The sequence below is a fragment of the Deltaproteobacteria bacterium genome (genome assembly GCA_009929795.1).
Lineage (GTDB): Bacteria > Desulfobacterota > Desulfovibrionia > Desulfovibrionales > Desulfomicrobiaceae > RZZR01.
Map to the genome: position 1 here is coordinate 13,714 of RZZR01000015.1, position 19,120 is coordinate 32,833.

General features: G+C 60.5%; 20 protein-coding genes. 11 read left to right on the forward strand and 9 right to left on the reverse strand.

Annotation, left to right across the window (positions count from 1 at the left end):
- Nucleotides 1-43: 43 nt before the first annotated feature.
- The 6 genes from EOM25_03280 to EOM25_03305 all read right to left on the reverse strand — a co-directional run bounded on the left by EOM25_03280 (nucleotide 44) and on the right by EOM25_03305 (nucleotide 7,600).
- Entirely contained in the window at nucleotides 44-538 is a 495-nt protein-coding gene (locus tag EOM25_03280; GenBank protein NCC24211.1) for a peroxiredoxin, read from the reverse strand.
- 95 nt (nucleotides 539-633) lie between these two features.
- Entirely contained in the window at nucleotides 634-2,730 is a 2,097-nt protein-coding gene (locus EOM25_03285; GenBank protein ID NCC24212.1) for a chemotaxis protein CheA, read from the reverse strand.
- 49 nt (nucleotides 2,731-2,779) lie between these two features.
- A complete protein-coding gene (locus tag EOM25_03290; GenBank protein NCC24213.1) occupies nucleotides 2,780-3,043 on the reverse strand; it encodes an STAS domain-containing protein in 264 nt (87 codons plus the stop codon).
- Nucleotides 3,040-3,537 carry a chemotaxis protein CheW gene (locus EOM25_03295; GenBank protein ID NCC24214.1) on the reverse strand — a complete coding sequence of 166 codons (498 nt, stop codon included), beginning with the start codon at nucleotides 3,535-3,537 and terminating at the stop codon, nucleotides 3,040-3,042. The genes EOM25_03290 and EOM25_03295 overlap by 4 nt, the downstream gene beginning before the upstream one ends.
- A gap of 20 nt (nucleotides 3,538-3,557) precedes the next feature.
- Nucleotides 3,558-4,901, reverse strand: a complete 1,344-nt coding sequence (locus tag EOM25_03300; protein ID NCC24215.1) for a methyl-accepting chemotaxis protein — start codon at nucleotides 4,899-4,901, stop codon at nucleotides 3,558-3,560.
- 962 nt (nucleotides 4,902-5,863) lie between these two features.
- Nucleotides 5,864-7,600, reverse strand: a complete 1,737-nt coding sequence (locus tag EOM25_03305) for a dipeptidase (protein ID NCC24216.1) — start codon at nucleotides 7,598-7,600, stop codon at nucleotides 5,864-5,866.
- Between the two features lie 314 nt (nucleotides 7,601-7,914).
- Between EOM25_03305 and EOM25_03310 the strand changes: the two genes are divergently transcribed.
- The 7 genes from EOM25_03310 to EOM25_03340 are packed head-to-tail and all read left to right on the forward strand — an operon-like array spanning nucleotide 7,915 to nucleotide 12,760.
- A complete protein-coding gene (locus EOM25_03310) occupies nucleotides 7,915-8,220 on the forward strand; it encodes a 30S ribosomal protein S6 (GenBank protein ID NCC24217.1) in 306 nt (101 codons plus the stop codon).
- A gap of 10 nt (nucleotides 8,221-8,230) precedes the next feature.
- Complete coding sequence (gene rpsR, locus EOM25_03315; protein NCC24218.1) at nucleotides 8,231-8,491, forward strand: 30S ribosomal protein S18; 261 nt, start codon at nucleotides 8,231-8,233, stop codon at nucleotides 8,489-8,491.
- A 9-nt stretch (nucleotides 8,492-8,500) separates the two neighbouring features.
- On the forward strand, nucleotides 8,501-8,971 hold the full coding sequence (locus EOM25_03320; GenBank protein NCC24219.1) for a 50S ribosomal protein L9: 471 nt from the start codon (nucleotides 8,501-8,503) through the stop codon (nucleotides 8,969-8,971).
- Nucleotides 8,940-10,388, forward strand: a complete 1,449-nt coding sequence (gene dnaB / locus EOM25_03325) for a replicative DNA helicase (protein ID NCC24220.1) — start codon at nucleotides 8,940-8,942, stop codon at nucleotides 10,386-10,388. The genes EOM25_03320 and dnaB overlap by 32 nt, the downstream gene beginning before the upstream one ends.
- A gap of 36 nt (nucleotides 10,389-10,424) precedes the next feature.
- A complete protein-coding gene (locus tag EOM25_03330; GenBank protein NCC24221.1) occupies nucleotides 10,425-11,729 on the forward strand; it encodes a phenylacetate--CoA ligase in 1,305 nt (434 codons plus the stop codon).
- A gap of 9 nt (nucleotides 11,730-11,738) precedes the next feature.
- Nucleotides 11,739-12,236: a DUF456 domain-containing protein gene (locus EOM25_03335; GenBank protein ID NCC24222.1), complete on the forward strand. Its 498-nt coding sequence runs from the start codon at nucleotides 11,739-11,741 to the stop codon at nucleotides 12,234-12,236.
- Nucleotides 12,237-12,253: 17 nt separating this feature from the next.
- Nucleotides 12,254-12,760: a CinA family protein gene (locus tag EOM25_03340; protein ID NCC24223.1), complete on the forward strand. Its 507-nt coding sequence runs from the start codon at nucleotides 12,254-12,256 to the stop codon at nucleotides 12,758-12,760.
- Here EOM25_03340 and EOM25_03345 read toward each other — a convergent pair.
- Nucleotides 12,729-13,208: a hypothetical protein gene (locus EOM25_03345; GenBank protein ID NCC24224.1), complete on the reverse strand. Its 480-nt coding sequence runs from the start codon at nucleotides 13,206-13,208 to the stop codon at nucleotides 12,729-12,731. The genes EOM25_03340 and EOM25_03345 overlap by 32 nt on opposite strands.
- Before the next feature lie 132 nt (nucleotides 13,209-13,340).
- Here EOM25_03345 and EOM25_03350 point away from each other — a divergent pair, with 132 nt between their 5' ends.
- The 4 genes from EOM25_03350 (at nucleotide 13,341) to EOM25_03365 (ending at nucleotide 18,005) form a co-directional block, all read left to right on the forward strand.
- Complete coding sequence (locus tag EOM25_03350) at nucleotides 13,341-13,946, forward strand: threonylcarbamoyl-AMP synthase (protein ID NCC24225.1); 606 nt, start codon at nucleotides 13,341-13,343, stop codon at nucleotides 13,944-13,946.
- Between the two features lie 554 nt (nucleotides 13,947-14,500).
- On the forward strand, nucleotides 14,501-14,809 hold the full coding sequence (locus EOM25_03355) for a DUF485 domain-containing protein (GenBank protein NCC24226.1): 309 nt from the start codon (nucleotides 14,501-14,503) through the stop codon (nucleotides 14,807-14,809).
- 1 nt (nucleotide 14,810) lies between these two features.
- Entirely contained in the window at nucleotides 14,811-16,361 is a 1,551-nt protein-coding gene (gene actP / locus EOM25_03360; GenBank protein ID NCC24227.1) for a cation/acetate symporter ActP, read from the forward strand.
- Nucleotides 16,362-16,490: 129 nt separating this feature from the next.
- Entirely contained in the window at nucleotides 16,491-18,005 is a 1,515-nt protein-coding gene (locus EOM25_03365; GenBank protein NCC24228.1) for a CBS domain-containing protein, read from the forward strand.
- 112 nt (nucleotides 18,006-18,117) lie between these two features.
- Here EOM25_03365 and EOM25_03370 read toward each other — a convergent pair whose 3' ends face one another.
- Nucleotides 18,118-18,423: a hypothetical protein gene (locus tag EOM25_03370; protein ID NCC24229.1), complete on the reverse strand. Its 306-nt coding sequence runs from the start codon at nucleotides 18,421-18,423 to the stop codon at nucleotides 18,118-18,120.
- Nucleotides 18,423-19,120 (reverse strand): response regulator (locus EOM25_03375; GenBank protein NCC24230.1); only part of this gene is annotated, 698 nt, incomplete at its 5' end. The genes EOM25_03375 and EOM25_03370, both read right to left, overlap by 1 nt.

Sequence of the window (19,120 nt, forward strand, 5' to 3'; positions counted from 1 at the left end):
CCACTCACACACAGGGCCCGGCCGAAACCTTCCGTCTGTCCCGTCATTTTCCGCCCCGAAGCTCCTCCAAGCGCTTCCGAACCACGTCGCTGTGCAGGACCTCGCCGTCCTTGCGCGAGACCCGGACCTTCACGTTAGCCCATGAATCGGCGATCCGCCCCTCGGGATCGATGAGAAAGGTGGACCGGATCACCCCTTCGCTCTGCTTGCCGTAGAGTTTTTTCATGCCCCAGGCCTCGTAAAGTTTGTGGACCTTGGCCTTGGGGTCGGACAAGAGGACCAGATCCAAGGCATTCTTGGCCATGAATCCCTGATGCACGGCCGCGTTGTCCCGGCTCACGCCCACCACCACAGCATCGAGGGTCTCAAAGGCCGGTTTGGCAGCCGTGAAGTCACAGGCCTCGGTGGTGCAGCCCGGAGTGTTGTCCTTGGGATAGAAATAGAGCACCACCCAGGATCCACGAAAATCCGAAAGCGAAACATGTCTGCCGTTCTGATCCTCAAGGGTGAAATCCGTTGCTTCGTCTCCTGGTCGCATGAAACCTCCCGGTCTCCCGGCGCTAAAATGATGACCCTCGAAGCGGTTGTTTTGCGCTTCTCCCGGGCCGATTGCGTGAGATTCGACAGGAGTCGTCAGGAAACGCCGCCCCCGGCACCGAATTCCAACATGGATTCGTCGAAGTTCTCCCTGGCGAAACCCACCAACTGAGGAATGTCCAGAATCAGGGATATGCCTCCATCCCCGTTGATGGTCGTGCCCGAAATCCAGCGCAGGTCGTGGTAGTAGTCACTCAAAGGCTTGATGACCGCCTGTTGACGGCCGATGACCCTGTCCACCCCGAATCCGACCTCCACCCCGTCGTGGGAGCAGATGATGACCCGCTCGTACCCCGGCTGCTCACCGGGAACTCCCAGAAGTCGCCTCAAACTCACACAGGGCACAAGATGTCCCCTTCGGGTGACGATGTCCACCGTTCGAACCCCTGAGCCGTTCACGAACCGCTCCTCGCAGGCCTCCACCGTGGTCAGGGGCATGATGAACGACTCTCCTCCCACAACCACGTTCAATCCGTCGATGATGGCCAGGGTCAGGGGCAGTCGGATGGTCAAGGTCGTGCCCAGCCCGGGCTTGGTGTCCAGATCGACCTTGCCCCGCAAGGCCTCGATGCCCCGCTTGACCACATCCATGCCCACTCCCCGACCGGACACGTCCGAAACCTGCTTGGCCGTGGAAAACCCGGGCAAGAAAATGAGGTTGGCAATCTCCCTGGGACTCAGATCAGTGCCGGGCTCGATGAGTCCCTTGGCCACGGCCTTTTCGTGAATGGCGTCCAGATCCAGCCCGCCCCCGTCGTCGGCAACGGTGATGACCACCTCGCCGCTGGCGTGCTCGGCCCCCAGAATCACCAGCCCGGTCTCGTCCTTGCCCCGCCCCCTCCGGACCTCCGGCGGCTCGATGGCGTGATCGAGACAATTTCTCAGGGCGTGCATGAGGGGATCCTTCAACTGGTCGATGACGGTCTTGTCAAGCTCCGTGTCCTCGCCCTTGGTCGCCAGACGAACCTTCTTGCCCAACTGCACGGACAGGTCCCGGACCAGACGACGCAACCCACCCATCATGGTCCCAATGGGCAGCATGCGCAGGCTCAGGGCGTTGTCGCGCATCTCGTCCGTCAGGCGCTCCAGATCCTCGGAAATCTGCCCGACGACGGACTCGTCCACACCCCCTCTGGCGGCCTGGGTCAGCCGGGACTGGATGATGACCAGTTCCCCGACCATGTTCACCAGCATGTCCAGCCGGTGGGAATCGACCCTGATGCTTTTGGACTGGACCGGGCCCTCGGCCTCGACCTCCTGAACCTTTGCCGCACGCCTTGGGGCGATGGTCTCCTGGACCAGGGCCTCCAGTTCCAGCCCGACCACCTGGCTCGACTGGTCCCATCGCTTGGCCAAGAATTCGATGAACAAGTCGAGGTCGGTCTCCCGGACGCACTTGTTCGCCACCCTGCGGATCTCGGCCTCCCCGTCGTCGGCGTCCAGAAACACGAACACGTCCCGAATGGGGTCCTCGCCCTGGTCTGTGCACAGCAGCACATCCCACCAGCCGTACACGGCCTCGGCATCGTAGGCGTCCAGTTCGGGAATGTTCCGGGCCTCGAAACGCGTTCTGGACCGCCCCAGCTCAACCAATTCCTGAATCAGGGAAAGGGGCCTGGTTCCGACGGCAAAGGCGTCGTGTTTGGGCCGAAAACGAACCCACCAGGTGGCCGCGTCCTTGGGAATCGAACCCCGGCACGGACCGCCTGAAACCGGGGCCGATTCCGGGGTCGAATCTTGGGCATGGTCTACAGCTCCGGCCGCCTTTCTGAATTCCTCCATCAACAGGTTCGAGACCTGCCTGCAGGTTTCGTCTCCCTGGGGAGGACTTTCAAGAAGGCTGAAAATATGGTCCCTGGCCTTCAAGGCCAATCCCAGAAGCTCGGTGTCGACCTTCATCTCCCCGGAGCGGACCCGATCGAAGACCGTTTCCACCTCGTGGGTAAACCGGGCCACCTCCTCGAACCCGAACATGGCCCCGGAACCCTTGATGGTGTGCATGGTCCGAAAAACCCTGGCCACCTGATCCATGTTTTCGGGATTCAACTCCAGTTCCAGGAGCAATTCTTCCAGTTCTCCAAGCAGTTCGCGGGCCTCGTCCAGAAAAAGCTGGGCGCCTTCGTTCATGGCCATTGGTCATCCTCCCCGACGCCGTCATGACGCCCGGCCGGTATCCGGCCCTTCATGACCCCGATCCCCCGACCTTAAACCCGGTCAGACCGAGCTTTAGGCCTATGTCTTCGTTCCAGCCCGAGAGGATCGAGAACCGCTCGGGCTTGATCTGTCTTTGGACCGAATGCAAGAGCTGAAACATGGACAAATCCGCGTCGTCGACTCGGCTCAGATCCACCTCAAGTGGACCACCCTCCCGGGCCGCATTCACGAGAATGTGCCGAAGCTCTTCGGCCCGATCCACGTTGTATGTTCCCTCAAGATGGATTTTCATGACGGCTCCTGTCCTGATTCCGCGGTCATTTCCGGTCCAGGTTCGAAAACCATCTCCTCGGCGGAAAAAATCCGGGCGATGTCCAAAAGGACGACAAAGGCCTCGCCCGATCTAGCCACACCTCGGATGAAATCCGGCTTGACCCGCATGCCCATCCTCGGAGCCTCCTCAATGACCGAAGGATCGATTTCCAGCACCTCCCTGACCGAATCGGCCAGGGCCCCGACCAGGCCATCGTCATCGCCCTTGCGTCCCTCGACAATGGCGATTCGGGAATTGATGGTCCGCTGCGTGGGCCCCATCCCGAACTTTCGTTTCAAATCGACCACCGGCACGGCCGTGCCCCGCAGATTCATGACCCCGAGCATGAAGGGCGGGGTCTGGGGAATCCTGGTCGTCTCTACCGCATCCTGCACCTCCCGGACGCTTTCAATGGGTATGGCGAAAACCTGGGGGCCCAGCGTGAAGGTCAGGTACTTGTTCAACGTATCCATGTGCCCTCCCCGGCCAAGGCCTAGTATCTTTCAAAGTCGTCGTCACCGGAATCGCTGCCTCCACCCATCTCCAGCATGAGCCCCTTGGCCTGCTTTTTGGTCTGGGTCACGGCCTTGGGGGTTCTGGACGAAGGCCGGCCTCCGGAATTCCTGCGCGTACGCCCCCGGTCGACTTCCAGCCTCGAACGACCAAGGTTATGAGACCCTTCCTTGATCTGGAAGAAGGAAACCGCCGACTGGAGCTGCTGGGCCTGGCTGGACAATTCCTCGGAGGTCGAGGCCATCTGTTCAGAGGCTGTGGAGTTTTGCTGGACCACGGAATCCAACTGCTGCAGTCCCTTGTTGACCTGCTCGGCACCTTCGCTCTGCTCTCGGCTGGCTGCGGCGATCTCCTGGACAAGCTCGGCCGTCCTCTGGATATCCGGCACCAGTCTGGCCAACATGCCCCCAGCCCGTTCGGCCACCTCGGTGCTCCGGCCTGAAAGCTCGGTGATCTCGGACGCGGCCCCGGAACTGCGCTCGGCCAGCTTGCGGACCTCGGCGGCCACGACGGCGAAACCCTTGCCGTGTTCGCCAGCACGGGCGGCCTCAATGGCCGCGTTCAGGGCCAGGAGGTCGGTCTGACGGGCGATTTCCTGAATGATGGAAATCCTCTCGGCGATATCCTTCATGGCCTGAACGGCCTCGGTCACAGCCGCGCCGCTCTGGCGGGCGTCATCGGCGGCGCCCAGGGCGATCTTCTCGGTCTGCTGGGCGTTGTCGGCGTTCTGCTGAATGGCTGAGGACATCTCTTCCATGGCCGAGGACGACTCCTCAACGGCCGCGGCCTGCTCGGACGCCCCCTGGGCCAGGGATTCGGCCGTGGCGCTCATCTCCTCGCTTCCGGCGGCCACGTGTTCGCTGCCCAACTGCACCTCGCCCATGACCTCGTTCAGACGCTCGATCATGGCCTCCAGGGCCTTCATCAAGGCGTCCTTGTCGGACCTGATCCGAACCTGGGCCCGCAAATCGCCTCCAGCCATCTGTTCGGCCAGACCGGCCACCTCCTTCTCGGCATCCACCAGCCGCTGCATGGCATCCAGAAGCTGGCCGATCTCGTCCTCGCTGTCCTTGACGATCTTGACGGACAAATCACCCACGGAAAGCGCCTCGGAAACATTGATGGCGCTGCGAAGGCCCTTCTGAATGGCCCGGATGATGTAGATGGCGAATGCCAGACCAAGGATCACGCTCAAGACGGCAAAACTCACGACCAGGATGTTCGAGGACTTCACCTGATCCTGCATGGCCTGCTTCTGATAGACTAGGGCGTCGTTGGTGATGGCGCTGACCTTTTCGGCCGCTCCGGCCATGCCCTTGACCATCTCGGCCTGTTCCTGGGCCAGGATGATGAAGGCATCAGACTTATTCCGATACTCGGTGGCCGCGGAGATAATCTCCCTGGCGCTGGCCATGCCGGCCTCGCTCTTGACCTCCTTGAGGAGATCGTTGCCGACACCAATAACCTCGGTCAAGATGTTCTTGGCGTTTTCCAGCCGGGCGATGTCCCCCCGCCAGAGATAATAGAGAACCTCAATCCTGGAGAGCAGAAACAGGGACTTGATCCGCTGCAGCATTTCAAGGGTGTCCACCTGAGTGGCCAAAACGGCGGTCTCTCTGGTCCGATCCTGGACCGAGGCCTGACTCAAACGGAATTGGAGATCGAACATGTCGTCTGAGGCCTTGCCCAGCCTGGTGGCCGCATCGACCATCTCCTTGACTACCGTGTTCCTGGCCAGATCGGACTTGTAGTAGCCGTCAAAGGACCGGACATAATCCTCTGAAGAGGCCTCAATATCGACCATACGCTGAATGTTGACCGGGTTCTTGAACCAGGCCTTGGCCTCCTGGGCCCTGGACACGATGCCGTCGGTCCTCTTCTTGAAAGTGTCCAGACGTCCGACGTCGTTGAACTGCATGTAGTAGAGGACATCGAGACGGTTCTGGGTCACGCCCCCGAACATCTCATTGACCGTCTCCATCTTGTCGGAACGGTCAATGAGCTGTTCCTGGCTGTACCAGGCCACCACCGATGCCCCGATGGTGAACAGCAGAACGAGCCCGAAACCGATGGCCAGCTTGAAGCCGATGCGCAGATTCTTAAACATGATCCCCTCCTGAACCGATGTCGGTGAATGCCGCCTTCCCTCCGGGCCCCACGGCCGGTTCGGGAACTATACATGCTTTTTACATCTCAAAAAAATGCACCCAAGTCCACCCCCCCCCACAGATTTTTGTCCTCCCGGCCGGGACCAATAAAATGTCCAGGCCGGGAGGATTTTTTGATTTATCGGGTCTTGGATTTATATTCCAAAGGGCCGTTCTCGTACCCCACGGCCTTGAGCCACCAGTTGGGGTAAAACAAAGGCTGGGCGATGTTGTCCGGCTCGTTTAGGTACCCGTCATTGTACTTGATGTAGAGGTCTTCAGAGAGTTTCCACCATGCCGCCAGGACATCGTCGGCCGCCTGTTGGGAATGATCGGCCAGAACCTTGGCCGCGCCGGACGTGTCTCCGGCCTTCCAGAGCTTCAGGGCCTGGGCCTCCACATCGGCCTGCCTGCCGAAAAATCGGGCCTCAAAGGCCTCACTTTGGGCCGTAATGTCCTTAATCATGTATGAATATTTGAGTCCGGCGTAGTTGGCCACGTAGTTGAAGGCCGTCCACATACTGCCCCGGTCGAAGACCAGGGGGTTGCCGCGCTGAAGACTGTCGGGCAAATTCCCGGCCCCCGGGTAAAAGGGCATGAGCACACTGGTGGCCGGACGATCCGGGCCGAACCAAATCACCCCGCCGATGGCGTCGGGCAGATCTTTTCGGGCTTGGCAGACATAGGCGTAGACGCAGCGATAGATGCTCAGAGGCCGTTCAAAGGCCCCGTTGACAGACGGCCCGCTCTGATCGCCCATGGTTGCCTCGGCCCCGCCCTCGAAGCGGACCGGATCGCTGAAGGGGCCCGCCGCCAAACCCTTGGACAGGTCGAACTCCGTGCCCTCGTAAACGTCGCGATGGATGCGCATGACATCCCGCACGTCCAGCTTGTTGTCCGGCCGGATGGAAAAAGGATAGGCCTTGGTCAAGGCATCCTCGACCCAAGGCGAGAGCTTCAGGGACGGAGCCACCAGGGACTGGGCCCGCCAGACCCGGCGCAGGGAATAATACGGATGATGGAACTCCCCGTCTCCGTAGACCGCGGTCCAGTCCAGGGGGCCGTCTTCAGACTTCCACCAGCCCTTGGCCTTGGCCACCTCGAAGATGTTGGGCGAATACATCATGTCCTCGGCGTCCTCTTTGACCTCTCGGATCCGGAACTGGTTTGCGGCCACAAAAAACCCGTCGTCCGGGACACGCTGGGCCACCCAGACTCCGTCGGTTCCGTCCATGTCGTAGCCGCACATCTCCATGACCCATCCCTCGTCAGGGTCGCCCACCAGCAGGGTTTCACCCGTCCCGTAGTAGCCGTAGGTCATGATCAGCTCGCCCATGAGCTTGACCGCCTCCCGGGCCGTCTTGCACCTCTCCAAAGCCACCCGGGAAAGCTCTGAGGAGTAGAAGATCCGCTTGCCTTCCTCTGCTTCGGGATGGACCTTGGCCTTGTCCGTGCACTCGCCCATGATCAGCTGATGCTCGTTCATGAGCCCGTAGTTGCCGTCGAAATAGGCATAGGTATGGGACACTTGGGGAATGGAGCCCAGGGGCTGGCTCGGTGGAACCCCGGCCGGGGCCTTGTACCGAGGGCTGCGCTCGTCGATATTGAAACGGTGGACCGGGTCGGAGCCGAAGCGGGGCTCGTAGCCCAGGGCCACGTCCGAGTCGTAGACGTGCCGAACGCTCCCAGGCTCATGATCCTTGGCCGGAATATAGACCATGCGCGGGTCGCCCAGGCCGTCCTCGGAATGGGACACCAGCACCGATCCGTCGACCGAGGCTTGCTTGCCCACGATGATGGTCGTACACGACCAAGCGGGCCATGCCAAAAGAACCAAAACACATGCCGCCAACACCCTTTCCAACACCCTTTTCATGAACGTTCCCTCCGGTAACTGGATCCCGGAGCCTATCGAGACGCGTCAGGCCTCCGGCTCCGTCGTTGTGAAAAACCCCGTCAACGATCCGGTTTCCGACTTCATTTTTGGATAACCGGATTTTCTGAATCTTGATAGGCCTTCTTGCCATTCTTTGACAAGGCCGAACCAGATTCTCAAATCCCGGAATTGAAACAGACGAACCTGTCCGCCGACAGTCAACTTGACAAGAACAGGGCACTCAAGATAGGCAATCGCTCTTCCTTGCTCGGCCCTTTTGTCGTGGCCGGGCCAACAGACCACAAGGAGTTTTCATGGAACAGTACAAGTACGAGACCCTGCTCCTGTTCAGTCCCGAACTGAACGTGGAGAACCGCAAGGAAATCCAGGACACCCTCACCGGCATCATCGTCCGTGACGGCGGGCAGATTCTGGAAGTCGACGAATGGGGAATGCGCGACCTGGCCTATCCGGTCAAGAAGGCGACCCGCGGATTCTACACCCGGCTGGAATACTCATTGGCCCCTGAATTCGTGGCCGAACTGGAACGGAACATCAGGATCGCCGACGGCATCTTCAAATTCCTGACCGTCAAACTCGCCGACAGCGACCAAGAGTAGGAGAAACGTCATGGCTTTTCGCAAGAAGTTCACCCCCAGGAGAAAGTTCTGCCGCTTTTGCGACGATCCCGAAACGCCCTTGAACTACAAGTCCCCGGACATCCTGCGGGACTTCGTCACTGATCGGGGCAAGATCATAGCCCGCCGTATCACCGGAACCTGCGCCAAGCACCAGCGCCAGTTGACGACGGAAATCAAGAAAGCCCGTCAGATGGCCCTGCTGTACTATACGGCCACCCACTCCACCGAAGTACAGAAAAAGACCATCTAGGAGTCGAGCATGAAAGTCATTCTTCGCGCCGATGTCGACAATCTGGGGCGCCTCGGCCAGATCAAACAGGTCCGCGACGGATACGGGCGCAACTTCCTCATCCCCCAGGGTCTGGCCATGCAGGCCACCCCGGCCAACCTGAAGCAATTTGAGCTCGAGCGGGCCAAGCTTCAGAAAAAAATGGACGCGGTCCGCACTGACGCCCAGAGCCAGGCCGACAGGATTTCAGCCGTCCAAGTTGAGATCCCGGTCCGGGTCGGCGAGGGCGACAAGCTCTACGGTTCCGTGACCTCGGCCATGATCGCCGACGCCCTGGCCGAACAGGGGGTCGAAATCGACCGCCGCAAGATCGTTCTGGAAGAAGCCATCCGGTCCCTGGGCGAGTACGCCCTGGAAGTCAAAATTCATCCCGACGTCCGGGCCCACCTCAAGGTCTCGGTGATCAGGCATGACCTCCAGTCCGACGCGGAAAACCAGTAGCCGGAAAAGTCCCGCCACCGAAAAATCATCCGAAGACGCTTTGACCCGGGCGTCTTCGGATCTTCTCCGCAGGGTCCCTCCTAGCGACCTCGAGGCCGAACAGGCCGTTCTGGGCGGCGTCTTCCTCCGCAACGACGCCTTCAACGCCGTGCTCGAACGGCTCGTATCCGAGGATTTCTACTCCCCGGCCCACCGGATACTCTTCAACGCCATGACTGCGCTCTACGAGAAGTCGCAGCCCATGGATATCGTCACCGTGGCCGACCAGCTCCGCCACAGGGAGGAGCTCGACTCCGTCGGGGGTCCCCGCTACCTGGCATCCCTGGTCGAATCGGTCCCCACAGCAGCCAACATCGAGTTTCATGCCGACATCGTCAAGGAGAAGGCTATCCGCCGCCGGATGATCGACGCCGGCAGCCACATCCTGACCCAATGCTTTGACCCCTCTATCCCGGTGACCGATCTTCTGGACGAATCGGAACAGAGGATATTCTCCATCTCCGAAGCCTCGACCAAGCCGGTCTTTGCCAGCTCCCGACAGCTCGTAGACGAGATCTTCGTCCAGCTCAGCCAGCGGGTCGACCGCAAGGAACTGGTCACCGGCGTGCCCAGTGGTTACCACAAGTTCGATGAAATCACAGCCGGGTTCCAGGCATCGGACCTAATCATCATCGCCGGCCGCCCGGGCATGGGCAAGACGGCCTTCGCCCTGAACGTCGCTCTCCGGGCCGCCATCGGGGTCAATACCCGTACAGCCATCTTTTCGCTGGAGATGTCCAAGGAACAGCTCGTCCAACGCATGCTCTGCGTCTGGGGCAAGGTCGACCTAAAACGACTCCGGACCGGATTCATTGACGATCAGGACTGGGAGCGCCTCTACCAGGCTGGTGACTGCATCGCCAGTGCCCCCCTCTACATCGACGACACCCCAGCCCTGGCCACCATGGATCTCCGATCCCGGTGCCGCAAGCTCAAGGCGGAAAAAGGCTTGGACATGGTCGTGGTCGACTACCTCCAGCTCATGCGCAGCAGCAGGCGCATCGACTCCCGCGAGCAGGAAATCTCCGACATATCCAGGACCCTGAAGGCTCTGGCCAAAGAGCTGAACGTCCCGGTTGTGGCCCTGTCCCAGCTCAATCGCAAGGTCGAGGACCGGACTTCCAAGCGGCCCATGCTCTCGGATCTCCGGGAATCCGGAGCCATCGAGCAGGACGCCGACCTTATCGTCTTTCTCTACCGCGAGGACGCCTACGCCCGCTCCGAAGAGGGGGCTCCTGCTCCTTCCGCCGGCAAAGCCGAAGTCATTGTCGGCAAGCAGAGGAACGGCCCCTTGGGTACCGTTGAACTCGTCTATCTCAGTCAATACACGGCCTTTGAGAACGCGACCCACATGGCGGCCCCTTCGGAGCTCATGTAGCCCTCCGGTCCGGCCGACCCAGCACAAGGACTGCTCATGGAATGCTACAACCCCGCCGAGGCCATGGACCGTGCCCGGATTCTGGAACTCCAGGCCGTTCGCCTGAAAAACACCGTCTACCAGGCTACCAGGGCCCCTTTCTACAGGGAGCGTCTGGCCCGGGAGGGCATCAGGATCCAGGATGTGGCCACGGCCGAGGATATCCGCAAGCTGCCCTTCACCACTAAGGAAGACCTCAGGGCCCAGTACCCCTACGGCCTGCTGGCCGTGCCCCTAAAGCACCTGGTCCGCCTCCACGCCTCGTCTGGAACCACCGGATCGCCCACTGTCATTTTCCACACCGCCGGAGACCTGAACACCTGGGCCGAACTCGTGGCCCGCTGCATGTTCATGGTCGGCATACGGCCAAATGACGTCTTTCAAAATATGTCCGGATACGGCCTCTTCACCGGGGGGCTGGGCATCCATTACGGGGCCGAGCGTCTGGGATGCCTGACCATTCCGGCCGGGGCCGGCAACAGCAAACGCCAGATCAAGCTCTTGCAGGACTTCCGGGTCACGGCCATCCATATTATCCCTTCCTATGCACTCCATCTGGGCACGGTCTTTACGTCTTTGGACTTCGATCCCAAACTTCTGTCCCTGCGCATCGCCCTCATCGGGGCCGAACCGCACACCGACGCCACCAGAAAAAGAATCGAGGACATCTACGGACTCAAGGCCTTCAATTCCTACGGCCTGTCGGAAATGAACGGACCCGGGGTGGCCTTCGAGTGCGGGGCCCAGAACGGTATGCACCTCTGGGAGGACTCATACCTGGCCGAGATCGTCGACCCCGAGACCCTGGAACCGGTCCCGGACGGCCAGATCGGGGAGCTGGTCCTGACCACCCTGACCCGGGAAGGCATGCCTATCATCAGGTACCGGACCAGGGATCTGACCCGGTTCCTGCCCGGGGAATGTCCCTGCGGAAGACAGCACCGGCGCATCGACCGCATCCTCGGCCGGGCCGACGACATGTTCATCGTAAAGGGTGTGAACATCTACCCCATGCAGATCGAGAACGTTCTCATGTCCATGCCCGAGGTCGGCCAAAACTACCTTATTATCCTCGAAAAGAAGGGATTCCTGGACCAGGTTCGGGTCAAGGTCGAGATTCGCGAGGAGTTCTTTGTCGAAGACATGCGCGTTCTGTCCGCCCTCCAGGCCAAAATCGCATCCAGGCTCAGGGACGAGATCCTCATCACCCCCAAGGTCGATCTGGTAGAGCCCAACACCCTGCCCAGTTCCGAAGGCAAGGCCGTCCGGGTGGACGACCGCCGCGGTCTGAACGGTCAATAGCCGACCAACATGGACGCTGTCCTTGCCGTCCTGTTCATCGTCCTACTCCTCGCGAGCCTGATCCTCCACGTCTTCGGCCTTCCGGCCAACTGGCTCGTCCTGGCCCTGGCCGGCCTCTGGAAATGGTCGCATCCAGACATGGACGCCTCCGTCCCCTTCTTCATCGGCCTGTCCGTCCTGGCCCTGGCCGGAGAAGGCATCGAGTTCGCCGCCACGATCTGGGGAGGCCGCCGCTACGGCAGCACCGGCAGAGGAAACCTCGGAGCCATTGTCGGGGCCATTGTCGGAGCCGTGTTCGGAGCCCCGTTTTTCTTCGGCCTCGGAGCGCTGGCCGGGGCCCTGCTCGGAGCCTACGGCGGCTGTCTTTTGGTGGAAATCCTTCACGGCCGGGACATGGAGTCAGCCCGACAGGCTGCCAAGGGGGCCATGTTCGGAAAATTTCTTGGCCTGGCGGCCAAGTTCGGCCTTGGCGTGACCATGGTCTGGATGATCGTTCCCAGGGTTTGAGATTGAAGGAGACGGTCATGGACACATCTATCCGGGATTTGTGCGAAGATCTGGGAAAGATGCTCGTTGCCCGTGGCGAATCCCTGGCCACGGCTGAATCGTGTACCGGAGGACTTTTGGGCAGTTGGCTGACCTCTATCCCTGGAAGCTCAGAGTGGTACCTGGGCGGAGTCGTGGCCTACGCCAACAGAATCAAGGAAGACATCCTGGGAGTACCGACAGGGGTGATCAACAAAGAAGGGGCCGTGAGCCGGCCCTGTGTGAAGGCCATGTGCGTCGGCCTGGAATCACGGTTCCAGGCCCATCTTGAGGTGGCCATATCGGGCATTGCCGGTCCCGGAGGAGGAAGTCCCTCCAAGCCGGTCGGCACTGTCTGGATCGGCTGGCGCCACCAGGGCCGCGGCTCGGAACGCATGACTGTTTTTCCCGGAAACAGGGAGGCCGTTCGCCAGGCCGCGGCCCGGGCCGCGCTTCAAGGTCTGGTCGATGTCCTCAAATCAGCGGGGAATAGTCCCCGCGGTTGATCCGAATTTCCTCGGTCACGGCCATGATGTCCAGTTCCTCGACCATATCCTTGAGAACCGAGGGAGAGCCAGCCTCGGGCATGGCCTTCTTGACCTCCTGGACATTCTCGGCGATGGATTTCAGTTGGGCATAGGCGGACTTGAGATCCGGCCTAGGAGCCTGAAGCCCCTGGGCGTATCTGTCCCATTGATCGAGGAGGGAATCGACGCTGTTCATGACCTCCCGTCCCGAGGAAACGCCCTCCACGGCCTGGACCTCCCTGATATCAAGGAGCCCGGGTGCCAGTGGGGCGGATGGAACCGATGCCGGGTCGGGCCCGGCAGCCTTTTCACTTTTCGCAATCTTCTCGTTGAGGAGATCGGCGAACAGGTCATTCTCAGGCCGCCTGACCTTGCGATCGGCTTGGTGGTCCTGGACGCCTTGAATGAGTTCGGGATGAATTTTCATGGCATTCTCCTGTTAGCAGTCGTTCTGCAAGGCCTCTGCCAACTCCGGAAAAAATACAACTAACTGGAAAAATTGAATTTTATATTCCAATCCAAAACCTGAAGGAAAAAATTGCCGCCCGGAATCGACATTATGAATATCCTTACCCCCCACGAAGCAGGCCTCGTCATCAAGGGTATTTTTATCTACCCCACAGAAACCCTGTACGCAATCGGGGCAAATGTCGAGAATCCGCAGGCCATTATCCGCATTCAGGACCTGAAAGGCCGCCCTCTCGGAAAACCTCTCCCCCTGGTGACATCCCACGAGGGGCAGGCCAGGGAATGGTTCCAGCTCCAGGATCTGAGTCTGGAAGTGGCCTGGGCCTTCTGGCCGGGGCCCCTCTCCATCCTTCTTCGGCCCAGGCGGCATCTGCCCCCTGGAGTTTGCGGTCCCGACGGCATGGCCTGTGTTCGCATCCCGGCCCATCCTCTGGCCAGAGCCCTGGCCTCGTCCGTCAGGGCGCCCGTCGTCTCCACCAGCGCCAACTCTTCCGGGAATCCGGCCCCGGCCAGGGTCGAAGACATTGAACCGGCCATCAAGGACCATGTCGACTATGTCTTCACCGACCCTCCTTTTCCATACGGCGGGCCGCCCTCGACCATCGTGGCCGTTGTCGGCGACTCCCTGTCGGTGATTCGCGAAGGAGCCGTCTCCATCGCCGAAATCCAGGCCAAGGGATTTTGCGTCATGGTATAATATCGTCCGGTACGTGTCATTTCCGGTTCATTCCTCGTCCTGATCGAAGTCTGAGACAAACCACTCGCAAACCCGCCTCTTCCAGTCCTCGATTTCATCCCGGTACTCGACCACCGGAACATCCGCCCCGCAAGACCTGCAGAGCACCCTGGCCTTGGCTCATCGTCCGATGATGTCCACCGACGCGCCGCACCTCAAACAATGGAGCTGTGGTTCGTTTTCGATATGTTCTGTCATAACGATATGATAAATCAGCGGTCACACCATTCGAAGCCAGGATGTTGATCTAGACTGTCCCGGGGCCGGGTCGTCAGGGCGGACCAACTCAACGCCCCAGAGGCCGGAATTCCTTCAGGCCGGATGTCATTTCTAACCGACGATCAATCAAAGGTCCTGGTCCAGACACGACCGTTCGCCGAACGCCTCGGCGTTGACCGTCCGATTTCCCCCTCTCGGCGAATACTCATGTTCTTTCCGTCACAAGTCCTCATACTGCAGGCCGCAAAGCGTCTTTGTCCAGTCCCCGTCCACCCTCTGAATTTCAAGGAGCAGACATGGAACACAAACACCCCGGACCCAAGATCGATCAGGCCCTCTTCCACAGGCTCGTGGTCGCAAAATGGAAGGTTTCCTTGACCCTGGCCGCAATCATGATGGTCGTCTACTACGGTTTTATTCTGGTTTTGGCCTTTGACAAGGAGCTTCTGTCCACCAAGATCGGGGAACATATGACCGTGGGCATCCCCGTAGGACTTTTCCTTATCATCCTGGCCTGGCTCATCACCGGGGTCTATGTCTTCTGGGCCAACTCATCCTACGACCGGGCCGTGCAGGATGTCCTCAAAAGCATGAGGAGGCGCTAGAATGGACCCGAACTTCGTCTCCACCATCGGCCAACCCAACGCCACGTCCATCATCTTTTTTTTCGTCTTCATCACCGCCACGCTATTCATCACCTATTGGGCGGCCAAGAAAAGCCGTTCCCCCTCCCAGTTCTACGCCGCCGGCCGCAGCGTGACCGGCCTTCAGAACGGCTTGGCCCTGTCCGGGGACTACATGAGCGCGGCCTCCTTTCTGGGCATCGCCGGCCTGGTCTCCCTGAAGGGCTACGACGGCCTGATCTACTCCATCGGCTTCCTGGTCGGCTGGCCCATCATCATGTTCCTCATCGCCGAACCCCTGAGGAACCTCGGCAAGTTCACCTTTGCCGACGTTGTCGCCTACCGCCTGAAACAGAAACCCATCCGCATCGCGGCATCCCTGGGATCCCTGATGACCGTGGCCTTCTACCTCATCGCCCAGATGGTCGGATCAGGTTCCCTGGTCATGATGATCTTCGGCATCCCCTATGAGTACGCCATCGTCGCCGTGGGCCTGGTCATGATCACCTATGTCCTTTTCGGCGGAATGCTGGCCACGACGTGGGTTCAGATCATCAAGGCCGTGCTCCTGCTGAGCGGGGCCACGGTCATGGTCGTCTTTGTCCTGGTCCATTTCGGATTCAGTTACGGGGAATTGTTCAAACAGGCCGCCGTGAAGTACGGCGACGCCGTCCTTCAGCCCGGGGGCCTGGTCTCCAACCCCTGGGACGCCGTATCCCTGGGCATGGCCCTCATGTTCGGCACGGCCGGACTGCCCCACATTTTGATGCGCTTCTACACCGTGCCCGACGCCAAGACCGCCCGGACATCAGTATTCTACGCCACCGGATTCATCGGCTATTTCTACATTCTGACCTTCACCATCGGCTTCGGGGCCATGGTCATCGTCGGCCAGGACGTCATCTCCGGCATGGACAAGGGCGGGAACATGGCCGCACTGCTCCTGGCCGAGGCCACCGGGGGGACGATGTTCTTGGGCTTTATCGCCGCCGTGGCCTTTGCCACCATCCTGGCCGTGGTCGCCGGCCTGACCCTGGCCGGAGCCAGTACCCTGTCCCACGACCTCTACGTCAACGTATTCTGCACCGATGGAGCCACCGAGGAACAGGAGGTCAAGGTGGCCAAGCGGGCCACCCTGGCCCTGGGTGTTCTGGCCATCGTCCTGGGTCTGGCATTCAAGGGCCAGAACGTGGCCTTCATGGTCGGCCTGGCCTTTGCCATTGCCGCCAGCGCCAACTTCCCGGCCCTGCTCCTCTCCATCCTGTGGCGGAACTTCTCCACCGTTGGAGCCACAGCCAGCATCTACACCGGAACCATTCTGGCCGTGGGCCTCATCGTCATCAGCCCCACGATCTGGATGGATGTCCTCCATAACCCGACGGCTATCTTTCCCTTGAAGAATCCGGCCATAATCTCCATGACCGGGGCCTTCATCGCCGGATACCTGGGATCGGTTCTCCGACCCGATCCCGACGCCTCAAAAAAATACGAGGACCAGAAGATCCGCAACTACCTCGGTGTCGGCGCCGAGTAATCAGCCAGACACGCCTGTACAGCATCGGGGTTCCCGGAATCACCCGGGCCCCGATGCCGCTCTCGACATCCGGCGTTTTTTGACGGATGAAAAAGCGTCTTCTGGATCACAATAATCGAGACGGGACGCATGAAAACACCTGCCGGATCGACGCGGAATGAACACCAACCCAAGACCGGGCATCAAGGGCCAGGCAAAGGTTCGGACTCCAGGCTCGACCCCTATCTCTGCCTCAGCCTTGCCGATATCAGACTCAAGCCGCCGGTGGTCGTCCAGGCCGGGGCCACGGTTTTGGAGGCCGCCCGGGCCATGCTTCGGGAAGAGGCCGCGGCCTGTCTGGTTCTCCGAGACTCCGAAACCATAGGCATCCTGACCGAGCGGGACATTCTCCAGAAGGTCGTGGCCCCGGGCAAGGATCCAGCTGGTGTCCTGGCCGAGGAAATCATGGGCAGCCCGCTGATCACGATCCGCCGCAACGATCTGCTCTTCGAGGCCTTTTCGCGGATGATCCGCCATGTCATCCGCAAGCTGGTGGTCGTGGATGACGATCTGGTCCCGGTGGGCATCCTTGAGGAACGGGATCTGCTTTCGGCCAAGGGCGAGAACCCGGTCTATCTCATCGGGGAAATCGCGGCAGCCAAGGATGTCGCCACCCTGGGCCAGGTCTTTCGTCGTGTCGGAGACATGGCCGTGCGCTCCGTGGCCGAAGGGGTCGGCCCCTTCCAGGTCGGCCGGCTGATCAGCGACATGCACGACCATGTTCTGACCAGGGTCTGCGACCTGATCCTGAAAGAACTGGGGGAATCGCCGTCCGGATTCTCCCTCCTGACCCTGGGCAGCGAGGGCAGACGTGAACAATACCTGGCCACAGACCAGGACAACGCCATGATCCTGGCCGACGACCAAGACCGGGATATCCGGGACTTCTTCGGCCGTTTCGCCGGGCAGTTCGTCCAGGCTCTGCTCGACCTGGGTTTCCCCCCCTGCCCCCACCAGGTCATGGTTTCCAACCCGGACTGGCGCATGGCCCTGGACCGCTGGATGGACACCGTGGACACGGCCGTCGGCCGGGCCGACCTAAACGACATTCTGACCATCTCCATGCTGGTCGACATGCGGCTCGTGACCGGGGATAGGGACCTATTCGATCGGCTCCGGGACTATCTCTTCAAAAAAATCAAGGACAACCCCTTTCTACTCAAATACATGGCCCGGGAGGCCCTGCGGTTCTCACCGCCCTTGGGGTTTTTCAACAATATCGTGGTGGAGAAGTCGGGCCCGCGCAAGGGCCTGACCGACATCAAGAAAGGCGGGGTGTTTCCGATCACCCAGGGGGCGAGAACCCTGGCCGCCGAACACGTGGTGCTGGAGACCTCCACCGAGGACCGCGTCCTCCGATTGGCCGAGATGGGCGTCTTTTCCGAAAGCCTGGCCTCGGGCCTGCTCGAGGCCTGCGCCTTTTTCCAGACCCTGCGCCTGCGGTTTCAGACCGAACGGCTTCGGGCCGGAGAAAGCCCCGACAACCTCATCGCCCCCGGCCGCCTCTCGTCCCTGGAACAGGAAAAGCTCAAGGATTGCTTCAAGATCGTGGTCGAGTTCCAGGGCCTGCTGTCCAACAAGTACAAGCTTCATCTCTTGACCTGATCAATCATCCGAACAAGGGCCAACGACCCGATCCATCCTATCACGGACCAGCGGTCCGGGGGATCTATTCTGACTTCCGTCCAACATTTCCCTGATCTTTGCCAGATACTCGTTAATCTTGAAAGGCTTCCCAATAAACCCGGCACAGCCTTCGGCCAATGTACACATTCAACCCGTATCCAGAGTTACGCTCAATTTTGATTGACCCACTCCTGATATCTGCGCAATCATTGGGTGTCAGCCCCTGATCCCGGAAAAACCCCTGTTCATGGGCCACGAAAACCGGGGCACTGCCGATGTACCTGGAAGCGGCCACGGTCAGGGAAACGGCCGGGGCCTTCGGCTTGGAGTCTCCGCAGGCCGTCAGCAAGAAAAAAAGGGCCAGAACAGCAATACCCCCCGCCCGGACTCCGGCCATCACGAGCCTTCGCCCTCCGTTGGACCGAACCGGCCCAGGACCGCCTTGAGGTCCTCGATGCCCACCGGCTTGGCCAAATAGTCGTCCAGGCCCGCATCCAAAAATCGCTCCCGGTCACCGGCCATGGCATGGGCCGTCAGGGCCACCACGGGAATCTTCGGATCATAGACCGATCCGTCGTGGGAGCGAATCCTACGGGTGGTCTCAATCCCGTCCATGTCCGGAAGCTGAATGTCCATGAGAACCAGATCGAACCGCCGACGCTCCAGGGCCGCCAGGGCTTCTTTGCCGTCAAAGACCGCCTCCGGCCTGTGCCCGAGTTTTTCCAGAAGGCCGGTGACGGACAATTGGTTGATCTTGTCGTCCTCGACCAGGAGGATGGCCAGACCGGCCCCCTTGTCCTCTCCCTCCCTGATGTCGTCGTGCCTTTTCTCCTCGGCTCCTTCCCCCACGACACCCAAGGTCAGGACGAAATGCACGACGGTTCCCTCGTTCGGGGCGCTTTCCAATGACAGATTCCCGCCCATCAGGCCCACCAGTCGGCGGACGATGGCCAAACCCAGGCCCGCGCCCTGATGTCCCCGGGTCATGGACCCGTCCACCTGGACAAAGGGCTGGAATATATCTCTGATCTTGTCTTCGGGAATGCCCGTGCCCGTGTCCGACACCGAGAACAGGACCCGGATCTCTCCAGAAG